Below are 12,938 nucleotides of genomic sequence, written 5' to 3'. Positions count from 1 at the left end.
TGGAATGAGTATATGCGAAGACAACTAAACCGCAGTTTAACGTTATGGTTCATTGTTAGGGCGGCCATTTGGCCGCCCTAACAAACCATTACTTCAAATCATCAACCATCTGAATCGCGCGGCCAATGTAGTTGGCTGGCGTCATCTGCTTCAGACGCACTTTTTCCTCTTCCGGCAGCTCAAGGCTATCGATAAAGGTTTGCATGCCTGCCGCATCAACGCGTTTGCCGCGTGTCAACTCTTTCAGCTTCTCGTACGGTTTCTCGATGCCATAACGACGCATCACGGTCTGGATTGGCTCAGCCAGCACTTCCCAGTTGTGATCCAGTTCGTCCAACAGACGATCGCGGTTCACTTCCAGCTTAGAGATGCCTTTCAGCGTGGCTTGATAGGCAATCAGCGCATAGCCGATACCAACACCGAGGTTACGCAGCACGGTAGAATCGGTCAGATCGCGCTGCCAGCGGGAAACCGGCAGTTTGCTGGCCAGATGCTGCATCATCGCGTTCGCCAGACCGAGGTTGCCTTCGGAGTTCTCGAAGTCGATCGGGTTCACTTTGTGCGGCATGGTTGAGGAACCAATTTCACCGGCGATGGTTTTCTGTTTGAAGTGATTCAGCGCGACATAGCCCCAAATATCACGGTCAAAGTCGATCAGAATGGTGTTGAAACGCGCGATGCAATCAAACAACTCAGCGATGTAATCGTGCGGCTCAATCTGCGTGGTGTACGGGTTCCAGGTAATGCCCAGCGAGGTGACAAACTGCTCGCTCAGCTGGTGCCAATCCACTTCCGGATACGCCGAGATATGGGCGTTATAGTTTCCTACCGCACCGTTGATTTTGCCCAGCACTTCAATCTTGCTCAGCTGACGCAATTGACGCTCTAGACGATAGGCGACGTTCGCCATCTCTTTGCCCATGGTCGAAGGCGTTGCCGGCTGACCGTGGGTACGTGACAACAGCGGAATGTCGCGATATTCGTGCGCCAGGCCTTTCACCGCATCAATCAGCTTGTTCCAGAATGGCACGATGACATCACGACGCGCGGTTTCCAGCATCAATGCATGTGACAGGTTGTTGATGTCTTCGGAGGTACAAGCGAAGTGGATGAACTCGGACACTGCGTGCAGCGCAGGCACATTTTCCACTTTCTCTTTCAGGAAATATTCCACCGCTTTCACGTCGTGGTTGGTGGTGCGCTCGATGGTTTTGATACGCGCAGCGTCTTCTTCGCTGAAATTGGCGACAATAGCATCAAGGAAAGCGTTTGCGTCGGCATCAAATGCAGGAACTTCCTTGATCTCGACAGTCGTGGCCAATTTTTGTAACCAACGAACCTCAACCTCAACGCGGAATTTCAGCAAACCGAATTCGCTGAAGATAGCGCGCAGTGGGCTGACTTTATCGCCATAACGACCATCAACAGGTGAAACGGCGGTCAGAGAGGATAATTCCATCAGTGCAACTCCTGAATCGTTTAACAATTATGCCGGGGCGGCGCTTAGTACGCCGGGCCCAGGCGGGATAAAAGGGTTTTGGCTTCGCCCAGCAAACGCTGGCGCGAGAACATCAGCTGCAAGCGGCCACCGCCAACTTGCTGCCATAACACCGCAGAGCGAATGCCGGCCAGCAGGGCGGCGCGCACTTTACTCTGCACTTGTGAATTTTGTAGCACCTGCGGCGAACCGGTGACCTGAATACGCGGCCCCAGCGGGCTAATCACATCCACATAAATGCCGGCCATCGCGCTGATGATGGTGTCGGATTCCAGCTCATAATGCGCCAACTGGCGATCGAGTTGGCTGATGCGTTGCGCCAGCGTATTCATCGCGGTTTTATTGCCGTGCAGTTTACGCTCCAGCACCATCATGCTGAGGGTGTAACGCGTCAGTTCCGCACTGGCACCTTGACGGTTACTGCTGTTGAGCACCGCCATCAAGGTTTCTAATCCCAGACGCAGATTGGCTTCATCATTGCCATATACTGCCAGCGTCGAACCTGGATTGAGATCGAGCAAACTGCGCAGCGACACGTTCAATGCGTCGTTGTTGCAGTGCCCTTGATGCGCCAGTTGCTGTACCACATGTGCGGCCTGGCAAACTCCAGCCAGCGCCAGCGTAATCTCATAATAGTTCTTAGCCACGCTTAACTCCTGTCATCGCGTCGGGCAGCGCCGACCTTAGGCTTCTGCCAGAGGCAGGCGTTGTTCAATAATGCCACCGCCGAGGCAGACATCGCCAAGATAAAATACCGCGGATTGGCCTGGCGTGACGGCTGCAACTGGCTCGTCAAAACGCACTTCGATACGATCATCGCCATGCGGAATAATCTCGCAAGGAATGTCGGTTTGGCGATAACGGGTTTTCACCGTGCAGCGCAGCGGCGCGGTGATCGGCTGGCGATCCACCCAATGCAGTTGTTGTGCAATCAGGCCAACTGACATCAAACGCGGATGTTCGCCGCCTTGCGCCACAATCAGGCGATTGCGCGCCACATCTTTGTCCACCACATACCACGGATCGTCATTGCTCTCTTTGCGTCCGCCGATGCCCAAACCTTTACGTTGACCCAGCGTGTGGTACATCAAACCCTGATGTTCACCGACAATTTCGCCGTCAACGGTTTCAATCTCGCCTGGCTGAGCTGGCAGGTAGCGGCCCAGGAAGTCGCGGAATTTGCGCTCACCGATAAAGCAGATGCCAGTGGAGTCTTTTTTCTTGGCGGTGATCAGATCGAGTTCTTCGGCGATGCGACGCACTTCGGGTTTTTCCAACTCGCCAACCGGGAACAGACTTTGTGCAATCTGCTGGTGGCTGAGCGTGTAGAGGAAGTAGCTCTGGTCTTTATTGCCGTCGAGGCCGCGCAGCAGGCGGCTTTGACCGTCAACGTCCTGGCGGCGCACATAGTGGCCGGTGGCGATGTAATCTGCGCCGAGATCGTCTGCCGCGAATTCGAGGAAGGCTTTGAACTTGATCTCTTTGTTGCACAGGATATCGGGATTCGGCGTGCGGCCGGCTTTGTACTCTTCGAGGAAATGCTCGAACACGTTATCCCAGTACTCAGCGGCGAAGTTGATTTTGTGCAGCTTAATGCCGAGTTTGTCACACACGGCTTGTGCGTCAGCCAGATCATCGGCGGCGGTGCAATACTCCTCGCCATCGTCTTCCTCCCAGTTCTTCATGAACAGGCCTTCAACCTGGTAGCCCTGCTGTTGCAGTAACCAGGCGGAAACGGAAGAATCGACGCCGCCGGACATTCCGACGATCACTTTTTTCTGGCTGTTGTCAGACATGACGCACTCTTAAATTACGATAAAAACAGGCGGCGCATTCTATCATGCAGAAGCGGGGCGCGCACCCTCGTGAAACGGCCATTGGAACGGCGCGACCAGATGCAGCGGATAGCGTTCACCTTGTTGCCACAATCGCACGCTTTCAGCGACTAGCGGCGAACGCAGGCGATTGGCCGTGAGAATCTGCTCTGGCGGCAGCCACCAGCAGCAATCAATGTCGCGATCGTGCGGCGAGGTTGCCAGTTTTTTGGTCAGATCGAGGCCAAACAGGAAACGCACAAAAGGTGTATCGTCCGGCGCAATCCACTGCTGCACGCCAAGGAAATATTCGGGTTGCGCATCAATGCCGGTTTCTTCGAACAGCTCACGTTGCGCGGCTTCAATAATGGTTTCGTTGGCTTCAAGATGTCCGGCGGGTTGATTCCAGGTAATGCGACCGTGTACGCGCTCTTCCACCACCAGCAATTCACCCTCAGCCTGCACAATGCAAGCGACCGTTACATGAGGTTTAAACATCCTTCCTCCGAAATTGTTAACTAAAAGTTATTAAACGGCCGCGCTGATATCGCGCCATTCGCCTGGCGCTAAATCGCCCAATTGATGCTCGCCCATAGCGAAACGAATCAAGCGCAGCGTAGGAAAACCGATGTGCGCGGTCATGCGGCGTACCTGGCGATTACGCCCTTCGTACAAGGTGATTTTCAACCAACTTGTGGGGATCGCTTTGCGCTCGCGGATGGGCGGCTGACGCGGCCACAACCACTCGGGTTCAGGCATTAACTCAACACCTGCGGGCAACGTGGGACCGTCGTTGAGCGTCACGCCGTTGCGCAGCAGGGATAAATCTGATTCCTGCGGTGCGCCTTCCACCTGCACAAAATAGATTTTTCCGGTGCGTTTGCCGGGCTGCGTTAACTGCGCTTGCAGCGCGCCGTCATTGGTCAAAATCATCAACCCTTCGCTGTCACGATCGAGGCGTCCTGCGGCATAGACGTCGGTTACCGGCACGAAATCCTTCAAAGTACGGCGTCCGGCCTCATCACTGAATTGCGGTAAAACATCGAAAGGTTTGTTAAAGAGTATGACGCGTCTGGGACCTTTAGGTCGGGTATCGCGGCGCACAGGCTTACGCACCGTGGCGTTTGCACGCTTATCCTGGTGAATTCGTTGAGAAGTTTTTCGCATGGGCTTTGCAGTCGGAAACATTCGGCGCATTATAGCGCGAAACTACGGTGATTGGCGTAGCGGAAATTATCAAGTAGTATTGACCCGCATCTTACAAATCATTAACAAAAAATCGCTCGAAGGAGAGGTTGATGGAAAGCAAAGTAGTTGTTCCGGCGGAAGGTCAAAAAATCACCCTGGCTCAGGGAAAACTTACAGTTCCGAATAACCCGATTATTCCTTACATTGAAGGTGACGGTATCGGTGTTGATGTTTCCCCGGTAATGTTGAAAGTGGTTGATGCCGCTGTGAAGAAAGCCTACAACGGCGAGCGTAAAATTTCCTGGATGGAAATTTATACTGGTGAGAAATCAGTAGAACTTTACGGCCAGGACGTCTGGCTGCCGCAAGAAACCCTCGATTTAATCAAAGAATATCGCGTTGCCATCAAAGGCCCACTGACTACGCCAGTTGGCGGCGGTATTCGTTCTCTGAACGTTGCACTGCGTCAGGAGCTGGATCTGTACGTATGTCTGCGTCCGGTTCGCTACTACAAAGGCACGCCAAGCCCGGTTAAGCGTCCAGAAGATACCGATATGGTGATCTTCCGCGAAAACTCAGAAGATATCTATGCCGGTATCGAGTGGAAAGCGGGTACGCCAGAAGCCGACAAAGTGATCAAGTTCCTGCGCGAAGAGATGGGCGTGAAGAAAATTCGCTTCCCTGAGCAGTGCGGTATCGGCGTTAAGCCTTGCTCGGAAGAGGGTACTAAGCGTCTGGTGCGTGCAGCGGTTGAATACACCATCACCAATGATCGTGATTCTCTGACCCTGGTTCACAAAGGCAACATCATGAAGTTCACCGAAGGCTCTTTCAAAGACTGGGGATACCAGTTGGTGAAAGAAGAGTTCGGCGGCGAGCTGATCGATGGCGGCCCGTGGATGAAGTTCAAGAATCCGAACACCGGTAAAGAGATCATCGTTAAAGACGTGATCGCGGATGCCTTCCTGCAGCAGATTTTGCTGCGTCCAGCTGAATACGACGTTATCGCGTGTATGAACCTGAACGGTGACTACATCTCTGATGCCCTTGCGGCACAGGTTGGCGGTATCGGTATCGCACCGGGCGCGAACATCGGTGACGAATGCGCACTGTTCGAAGCGACTCACGGTACTGCACCTAAGTATGCCGGTCAGGATAAAGTGAACCCAGGTTCAGTGATTCTGTCAGCAGAAATGATGCTGCGTCACCTGGAGTGGTTTGAAGCGGCTGACCTGATCGTGAAAGGTGTTGAAGGCGCTATCGCTAACAAAACCGTGACCTACGATTTCGAACGTCTGATGGATGGCGCTAAACTGCTGAAATGTTCAGAGTTTGGTGACGCGATCATCAACAACATGTAATTTGCTGTTACGGCAGAATGCATAACGGGAGCCAATGGCTCCCGTTTTTTATGCGTAAGAATCAGCTTTAATTAATTGGCAGACGATGGTTATAAACAAAAATCGTCATACCAGAGAAGGTTAGTACTTCATCTGGTGTGCCAAATTGCTGGCGTATCGCCTCCAGACGACGGTTGGCGTCGCCGCTATCATCATTAGTTGCAATAGCCGGAATAGCCACAAATTGCCGCTCTGGAGATCGCGCAACAAACTCTGTTTCCAGCCACGAACGCATCGTTTGCCCGCGAGAACTAGAGAACATAATTTTATAATCGTCTTCCCATATTACTGGCGTAATGTGGATTTTATTCTCCGAAAGCCAGTTAACGTTATTTGACCACTTCCAGAAGTCACCATAGCCAAAACTTAGGTTGTTTTGATTAAGGAAGGTGATATACGCACGGGTTTGCGCCTCATCATCGGCGTACGGGCCAGGATTTTGCGTATAAGAATAGCAAGATGAGGCGACAAACAGCGCCAGAATGCCACTGAGGACAACATTCTTTTTAGCACCCAAATATAATGTGACAACCATGACCAGACAGCAGAAAACATTCAGGAAAAATCGCGCGCTTCCTTCAGATGCCATGTCATAGCCAATAACGAAGGAGGTAATAATCGCCGCGATACTCAGGAATGAGAACAGGGCGATAAAACGTGCCTTCTCTCCCAGTTGCCAGCAAACCACTGCTGCGCGCAAAAATACCGCTACCCAAATCGCTAACGACGTGAAATACGCAATATCATTATCAATGAAGAACAAATTCAAGCTACGGCCAAGAATATGCACTGCCCACTCAGCATTACCCAACCATTGATCCATCGGAACGAGTTTGAAATGCTGCACTGGAATATGCAACCAGCGCGGCACCGCCTGAATCATGGTGAAGATAAACGTCAGTAGATAAATAATGGTGGTCTTTTTACTGATGATGTTCTGCCAACTAAAGTAGCCATGAACCAGTAATAATGGCAGGAACCAGGTCGCTGAAAACCACGGATCGGACACCGCCGTTAGCAGAGAAAGTAGGCTATATAAGGCGGTTATTGCGGTTGATTTTTTTTTCAGGTTATAAAAGCTCAGAGCAAAGATAACCACGCCATAAAAGTTGGTGGAATAGTGGGAAAACGGGTGGGCGATAAAACCATAAATGTAGCAATAGGCAGGCAGCAAGACGATCAACATCGGAGCAATGAAGGCGGTAATTTTGCGCTGCGTTGACTGGGTGATTGCGGCCACAATTAAGGGTGTCAGAAATACAAAAAATAGCGTGGAGAGCGTCAGGACGAAACGGTCATCACTGGAAAAAAGGGTATAAAATAAAAAGTTGATGGGATAAACGGTGAAGTACCAGTTATCGGGTGTTGGCTTCCAGTCGCGCAATACCGAAAAGCCTTCATCCAGAAAAGCGCGCCACACTAACGGGCTGTTAGCAACATCTGGCTCAAAAGGGAAATAACGGAAAGTTAAAAACCACGAAGCCGCAAAGGTAACTATTATAACGAACAACCACATTAGCCGGTTCGTCAATTGTGAAGCTATCATTTCTTAAATCCTTTTGAATTTTTAACTAAATAACGAGGTCTTCTTTTGGTCTCGACATAAATGCGGCCGATATATTCACCTAATACACCGATGCCAATTAATTGCACGCCACCCAGAAACAGAATCGATACCAATATGGATGAGTAACCGGGTACTGGATTTCCCCATATCAATTTATCAATCGTCATCCACAAGCCGTATAGAAGCGAGAATAACGCTACGCTAAAACCAATATAACTCCAGACACGCAGTGGGAAAGTCGAAAAGCTGGTCAGTCCTTCCAGCGCCAGATTCCATAATCTCCAGCCATTGAATTTACTTTCACCGGTTATACGTTCTGAACGAGAATATTCCACAATGGCAGCTTCGCCCTCGACCCAACTCAGAAGGCCTTTCATAAACAGATTCCGTTCTTGCAACTGTTTAATATTCTCGACAGTTTCACGGGACAATAAGCGGAAATCGCCAACGTTTTCCTCAATTTTTGGGGAACTGATTTTATTGTGCAGTCGATAAAACCATTCGGCACTCTTACGTTTGAAATTGGTGTCGCTGCTACGATCCGTACGTTTTGCCAGCACTACCGGCCAGCCTTCTTGCCATTTACTGATTAACGCCGGGATCACTTCAATCGGATCCTGCAAATCAACGTCAATCGGTACCACCGCATCACCCGTTGCGTGTTCAAGCCCGGCCAGCAATGCCGGTTCCTTACCGAAGTTACGCACAAAATTCAGTGCTTTCACTGTAGGATCGGCATCAGCTAGCGCGTTGATCACGCGTTCGCTCGCATCACGACTACCATCATTGACGAACAGAATTTCGATTTCATAGTCGCTAAGTTTTTCTTTCACTGCACGATAAAAAATGGGAATCGCGTCTTGTTCATTGAAGACGGGAACGACAAGAGAAATTTTCACTTTTTAATCCTGAAAACAATGAAATGTGAGTAGATAAAGCCAGCGATTAAACTGACTAGCGAAAAGGTTATCAAGGTGATCAGTGGGTTGAGGACGATTCGATCAGCTAGATGGCCAATTCCCAGCGCGACCGCACCCATAAAAATGACATACAGAGAATAACGTTTACCAGTCGCCTCACTATTAAATGTCCAGCGTGCATTGGCATAAAAAGAAAAAGTCACGGCGAGACAAAAAGCAGCAACGTTGGCAATGGACTGGCTTGAACCCAATGCATAAAGCAGAGCAAAAACCGCCCAATGCAACAACGTGTTGATGACACCAATCGAGGAATATCGCGCGAACAGTTTAAGTATCATGAAAAGGCAGTGTTATCCTGGCGAAAAGATGATTATGTTCGGCGCAACTAGCACGCAACAAATACTTCTCAAAATAAATGAAATGATAAACGGCAATAGCCAAATTGCCAGAAATGGTATCAGAACGAACCTGGAGAAAAAACCTTATCACTGCAGGACAAAGCGCAAAACAGGAAGCAAAAGTTCCTGTTTTAAACGCATTGATTGGGGTCAGCCTTGTGAAGAATCAGCCTGGCTGACGGAAGTTTCACGTGGTTGCGACAGACGCCAAAAATCACTGCCGCCGGGATGTTGGTACATGCGCAGCGAAAATTGGCCAACAATCGCGTAGATGTACTCGAATATCGCCGACTGCGAGTTCTCGTAATCCACCCACAATACCGAAGACGTAAAGCAGTACACTTCCACCGGCAAGCCTTCTGGCGACGGCTTCATCGCACGTACCACGATGTACATATCTTTCTTGATATCGTCACGCTGCGACAACCACGCCGTGAGATATTTACGAAACACCGTGAGATTTGTGATGCCGTTTTCGGCGAACCAACGCTCGCCGACTGCATTGGTATCGCGGCCATCCATCAGCGCGGAAAGCTGCTCGTTGACACCGCGAATCTGGCTCATTTGCTGCACCATTTCGTGATCAAGGAAACGTATCGACATCTGATCGAGATGGAAGCTGCGCATAATGCGGCGTGCGCCGGAAGAGAACATCGCTTGCCAGTTGGTGTAGGTCTCGGTAAGGAAGTTTTTGGTGGGGATGCGCGACAGCGTATTGTCCCAGTTGCGAATGGTGATGGTGTGCAGCGCGATATCGATCACTTCGCCGCTGATGCCGTTATCCGGCATTTCAATCCAATCGCCGAGTTGCAGCACGTCATTGGATGACACCTGAATATTCGCCACCAGCGACATCAGCGTATGCTGGAATACCAACATTAATACCGCCGCGACCGCACCCAAACTGGAGATAATAATCACCGGCGATTTATTCGACATAATGGCCAGAATCATAATCGCTGAAATAATATGCACCAGAATTTTGCCGACCTGAATATATCCTTTGATCGAGTGGTTCTTCCGCTTGGCTTTTTTCGAGTACGAGTTGTTGACGATCTCCAGCACTTCGGTAAAGAACAGCGACAAATAGACGAAAAACAGAATGCCGCAAATGGTTTTTATCGCAATCAATAGATGCTCGGGCAAGTCCGGCATAAATTGCAGCAGATAATAGACGGTGATAACCGGAATAAAGTTGGAGAGCTTTTCCGACAGTCGCACGTCTTTATCCAGCGGCACCTGATTCTTATGCGTGCTGAAGAACACTTTTCTCACCACTTTCACCACAAAGAATTTGCAGATCAGGTGAGCAAACATGCCCGCGATCATCAGCAATATCAGGCTAAAACCGGCAGACAACACCGTATTGCCTTCAATAAAATTTTGAATCGTACTCAAGTAATTCATTTCAACCACATGCCGGACCAAGTTAGCGGGAATTCAACCATAAATTGGTCGTGGATGGTATGCGATGGGTGCGCAATTACTCGTTTTGAGCGGTGTTTTGTTGGCGCTGAATTTATATTTACAATCCATTGCACGGAATTTTGAATCACTTAGCATTTATGCACTGACAGCGGTGTTTAATGCGCCGCAAACCGCTATCTTCAGCGCTTCAGTTTCAGGAGGTGATATGCAAGGTGTAATCAAGTTCGTTAAAGGCTGGCTGCTGTTTTCCTTGTTGTGGGGCATCTTCATGTGGTTTGTTTCCTGGAAGGCGCAGGGCAAAGAGTTCGGCATGGTGATGGTGATGAGCTTATACGCGGGGCTGATATATCAGGCTTTAATGACGATGGTAGCGCGTTACAAAGCGCGGCGTTCACAGGTTTGATTGTTCACAACTGCCCACACAGCTTTGCGGGACGCTGACGCTAATTTGCACTCGTTCGGGCAATCTGAGCCAACTTAAATCAGCTTGCTGGAATGTGAACGATGGGAAAGACGAATATTGCTGCGTGGTTTTTTCTGCTGCTGTCGTTTGGTGCCTGTGCGCAATTACCTGAGAGTTCAATCACTCTGCCAACGCATCAGGGGCGGCATTTGCAGGAAGGGAATAATACGGTGGATGTGGCAGAAACGCCAGATGAGCATATTAAGGAACGCACTGACGATGTCGGTTATCACCAATAAAAATGGGGCCAGTGTGGCCCCTTTTTGCTGGATTATTTGCGTCCCAATAGGAACCCAATAATCACGCCGACGCTCGCGGCAACAGCGAGGCCGGAAACGGGGTTATCCCGCACTGATTTCACCACACAATCTGCTGCATCCTGGACGGCATAACTGGCCTGAGCCGGATAACGGCGCGCGGCACCTTTTGCTTGCTGGCGGCGTGAACCCGTCACCTCACCAAATTTTTCCTGAACGGCACCGGCTGCTTCATTCAATTTTGCTTCCGCTTTATCGCTCATGTTAACTCCCTGATCGTGATGAATGTATTACATAGCGTAGTCAGAGAAACTGCCGTCAGCAAATCACGCAGCAGCAAAGGATGTAACAGCAGTTTGCAGGGAGCAAAAATCCTGTCCAGACTGAAAAGTGGTCAAATGCATTTTGCACCCATGCCAGGCGGTTCATTACCAACGGGAGGAGTCATGAAACGCGATGTATTAAGTGAAGATGATTATGACGAAGTGTGCCGGGTGATCGGCGATGCGGTAATTGTGCTGACGGAATGTGGTCATGAAACCAAAAGGGCGGAGATCACCGAGCTATTGCAGCGCACACGCCATCAACGTGCGCATGATGAACGCGACGAACAGCGCATGCTGGAACACGCCATCCGCCTGGTCAGGCCGTAGGCGAGTTACGGATTGCCGCGAAAGGCCGGATACCAGCTGACCAAAAAGTGGCGCAGATGATCAAAACACCATTCGGCATCATCCGCTTGCTGGCAGTAATAGCGCACGGTGACTTTCTCATAACGAATGTGGCGCTGGTGCAGCGGCGACCAGCCCCAATCCAGCACCGCGCGGGCATAGTTGATCAAGGTGCCGCTTTGCATGTTGTGTTGCTTTTCCTGACGGCTGAGGTACATCTCAAACGCCTGATCCAAACTCTGCGTCTCTTCGCTGCTGATATTGGCGAGTGAAGGGCGAAACGCCACATCGATAAAACCGCATACACCATCGTCTCGCTGCTGCCAATCGCAAGCCAGCGTCATGAACAAACCGTCCTGCAAATTCACTTCTTCCAGCAAGCGGCGCAAATTTTCGGAATGTTTAACCACGGCGATCTCATCAATGCGATCGGTTTCCAGCGTCAGATCAAAGCCACAGGGATTGATAGAACCATCGGCATTGGTTGTCGCAGGGAAGGGGAAATCGATATAGCCGTTATTATCCAGACTCTTTTCCATCATGCAGGTCCGCAGCGTGAGATTGCCTGACAATAAACCATCTCGCGCCGCGACGCACGGCTTAAGGGCACGTCCAGGTAATCATGGTGTTCTGATAAGGATTAATCAGGCGGAACTGTTTGTCCGACAGACGTTGTGCGTAGAATCCTTCAGCGGTGATCGCCGATGGCACATATTGGAAGCGATCGGTGGAGTGCAAAGGGCCACTCTCCACTTTCACGCCATCACGCGTGACGGCAAATGCGCTCACCAAATCAAAAATACGCGCCTGCGTATTGCCCATCGACTGACCATAAATGGTCGAGACTTCGCCGGGACAATCGACACCCTTTGGCGCAGAACTACAGCCAGCCAAAAGTAAAAAGGTGAGTACAACCGTAATTCGCCACATGAGTACCTGCCTCATTCCCTGGTTTGCAATGGCACGCCAATGCGTACTGATAATTGGATCATAGCAGGTCTGACGCCGCTTCCCATTTGTCATTTGTATAATCGTTAAGCGGAAGGAATGTAAAGGGGTGACTTTAGTAGCAGATAAACGGTATTCTTGCCAGCGTTGCGCACCAGGTAAGCAAAACAAGGGCATATTAATGAAAGAAGAAGAAGCGAGTTTAATGATTCTTCAGCACGCGATCGATAAATTAGAAGCCGACAAAAAACAGCAGGTCATGAACTGTGTAGCGGCCATCCAGGAAGTGATGCAGGGATACTCCAGCGAAGAGGCTGGCTTGGCATTGATGCTTATCGCCGCGCAAGTGGCCGCTGAGTAATTCCCGCGTCCCACCGTCTAAAACA

17 protein-coding genes are annotated in these 12,938 nt (G+C 50.3%); 5 read left to right on the top strand and 12 right to left on the bottom strand.

The annotated features are described in order from the left end of the window. Nucleotides 1-88 precede the first annotated feature (88 nt). From purB to rluE, 5 genes are read right to left on the bottom strand one after another with little or no spacing between them, the layout of a single operon-like run. The gene (purB, locus tag ABDW13_RS14100) at nt 89-1,459 is read right to left on the bottom strand and encodes an adenylosuccinate lyase (protein ID WP_343553186.1); all 1,371 of its coding nucleotides are present in this window, start codon (nt 1,457-1,459) and stop codon (nt 89-91) included. Nucleotides 1,460-1,503: 44 nt separating this feature from the next. After that, nucleotides 1,504-2,145, bottom strand: coding sequence for a high frequency lysogenization protein HflD (gene hflD, locus ABDW13_RS14095; protein WP_343553185.1), 642 nt, complete (start codon nt 2,143-2,145; stop codon nt 1,504-1,506). A gap of 36 nt (nt 2,146-2,181) precedes the next feature. Then, nucleotides 2,182-3,294 carry a tRNA 2-thiouridine(34) synthase MnmA gene (mnmA, locus tag ABDW13_RS14090; RefSeq protein WP_343553184.1) on the bottom strand — a complete coding sequence of 371 codons (1,113 nt, stop codon included), beginning with the start codon at nt 3,292-3,294 and terminating at the stop codon, nt 2,182-2,184. Between the two features lie 42 nt (nt 3,295-3,336). Next, nucleotides 3,337-3,810: an NUDIX hydrolase gene (locus ABDW13_RS14085; protein WP_343553183.1), complete on the bottom strand. Its 474-nt coding sequence runs from the start codon at nt 3,808-3,810 to the stop codon at nt 3,337-3,339. A 30-nt stretch (nt 3,811-3,840) separates the two neighbouring features. Next, nucleotides 3,841-4,500 (bottom strand): 23S rRNA pseudouridine(2457) synthase RluE, encoded by a 660-nt coding sequence (gene rluE, locus ABDW13_RS14080; protein ID WP_343553182.1) that lies wholly within the window; start codon nt 4,498-4,500, stop codon nt 3,841-3,843. Nucleotides 4,501-4,610: 110 nt separating this feature from the next. On the opposite strand from rluE, the gene icd reads away from it, so the two are divergent. Further along, the gene (gene icd, locus ABDW13_RS14075; RefSeq protein ID WP_343553181.1) at nt 4,611-5,861 is read left to right on the top strand and encodes an NADP-dependent isocitrate dehydrogenase; all 1,251 of its coding nucleotides are present in this window, start codon (nt 4,611-4,613) and stop codon (nt 5,859-5,861) included. A 67-nt stretch (nt 5,862-5,928) separates the two neighbouring features. On the opposite strand, the gene ABDW13_RS14070 is transcribed toward icd, so the two are convergent. The 4 genes from ABDW13_RS14070 to ABDW13_RS14055 form a co-directional block, all read right to left on the bottom strand. Then, nucleotides 5,929-7,446 (bottom strand): hypothetical protein, encoded by a 1,518-nt coding sequence (locus ABDW13_RS14070; RefSeq protein WP_343553180.1) that lies wholly within the window; start codon nt 7,444-7,446, stop codon nt 5,929-5,931. Next, on the bottom strand, nt 7,443-8,366 hold the full coding sequence (locus tag ABDW13_RS14065) for a glycosyltransferase family 2 protein (RefSeq protein WP_343553179.1): 924 nt from the start codon (nt 8,364-8,366) through the stop codon (nt 7,443-7,445). Before ABDW13_RS14065 ends, ABDW13_RS14070 begins: the two co-directional genes overlap by 4 nt. Beyond that, on the bottom strand, nt 8,363-8,722 hold the full coding sequence (locus ABDW13_RS14060) for a GtrA family protein (protein ID WP_343553212.1): 360 nt from the start codon (nt 8,720-8,722) through the stop codon (nt 8,363-8,365). The genes ABDW13_RS14065 and ABDW13_RS14060 overlap by 4 nt, the downstream gene beginning before the upstream one ends. Nucleotides 8,723-8,935: 213 nt before the next feature. Next, nucleotides 8,936-10,192 carry a mechanosensitive ion channel domain-containing protein gene (locus ABDW13_RS14055; RefSeq protein ID WP_343553178.1) on the bottom strand — a complete coding sequence of 419 codons (1,257 nt, stop codon included), beginning with the start codon at nt 10,190-10,192 and terminating at the stop codon, nt 8,936-8,938. Between the two features lie 226 nt (nt 10,193-10,418). Here ABDW13_RS14055 and ABDW13_RS14050 point away from each other — a divergent pair, with 226 nt between their 5' ends. After that, nucleotides 10,419-10,616 carry a DUF6404 family protein gene (locus ABDW13_RS14050; protein ID WP_343553211.1) on the top strand — a complete coding sequence of 66 codons (198 nt, stop codon included), beginning with the start codon at nt 10,419-10,421 and terminating at the stop codon, nt 10,614-10,616. A gap of 101 nt (nt 10,617-10,717) precedes the next feature. After that, complete coding sequence (locus tag ABDW13_RS14045) at nt 10,718-10,915, top strand: hypothetical protein (RefSeq protein WP_343553177.1); 198 nt, start codon at nt 10,718-10,720, stop codon at nt 10,913-10,915. Nucleotides 10,916-10,947: 32 nt separating this feature from the next. On the opposite strand, the gene ABDW13_RS14040 is transcribed toward ABDW13_RS14045, so the two are convergent. Further along, the gene (locus ABDW13_RS14040) at nt 10,948-11,196 is read right to left on the bottom strand and encodes a CsbD family protein (RefSeq protein ID WP_343553176.1); all 249 of its coding nucleotides are present in this window, start codon (nt 11,194-11,196) and stop codon (nt 10,948-10,950) included. Nucleotides 11,197-11,379: 183 nt separating this feature from the next. Here ABDW13_RS14040 and ABDW13_RS14035 point away from each other — a divergent pair, with 183 nt between their 5' ends. Next, nucleotides 11,380-11,586, top strand: coding sequence for a DUF2767 family protein (locus tag ABDW13_RS14035; RefSeq protein ID WP_343553175.1), 207 nt, complete (start codon nt 11,380-11,382; stop codon nt 11,584-11,586). A 5-nt stretch (nt 11,587-11,591) separates the two neighbouring features. On the opposite strand, the gene ABDW13_RS14030 is transcribed toward ABDW13_RS14035, so the two are convergent. Together ABDW13_RS14030 and ABDW13_RS14025 are read right to left on the bottom strand one after the other, a co-directional pair. Beyond that, nucleotides 11,592-12,143 (bottom strand): hypothetical protein, encoded by a 552-nt coding sequence (locus ABDW13_RS14030; protein ID WP_343553174.1) that lies wholly within the window; start codon nt 12,141-12,143, stop codon nt 11,592-11,594. A gap of 61 nt (nt 12,144-12,204) precedes the next feature. Continuing rightward, complete coding sequence (locus ABDW13_RS14025) at nt 12,205-12,534, bottom strand: hypothetical protein (protein WP_343553173.1); 330 nt, start codon at nt 12,532-12,534, stop codon at nt 12,205-12,207. A gap of 199 nt (nt 12,535-12,733) precedes the next feature. On the opposite strand from ABDW13_RS14025, the gene ABDW13_RS14020 reads away from it, so the two are divergent. Continuing rightward, a complete protein-coding gene (locus ABDW13_RS14020; RefSeq protein WP_343553172.1) occupies nt 12,734-12,913 on the top strand; it encodes a hypothetical protein in 180 nt (59 codons plus the stop codon). Nucleotides 12,914-12,938 lie beyond the last annotated feature (25 nt).

The sequence above is a fragment of the Pantoea sp. genome (assembly GCF_039594315.1).
GTDB lineage: Bacteria > Pseudomonadota > Gammaproteobacteria > Enterobacterales > Enterobacteriaceae > Pantoea.
The sequence above is the reverse complement of the archived record's forward strand: the minus strand, read 5'-3'. Positions and strand labels throughout refer to the sequence as shown.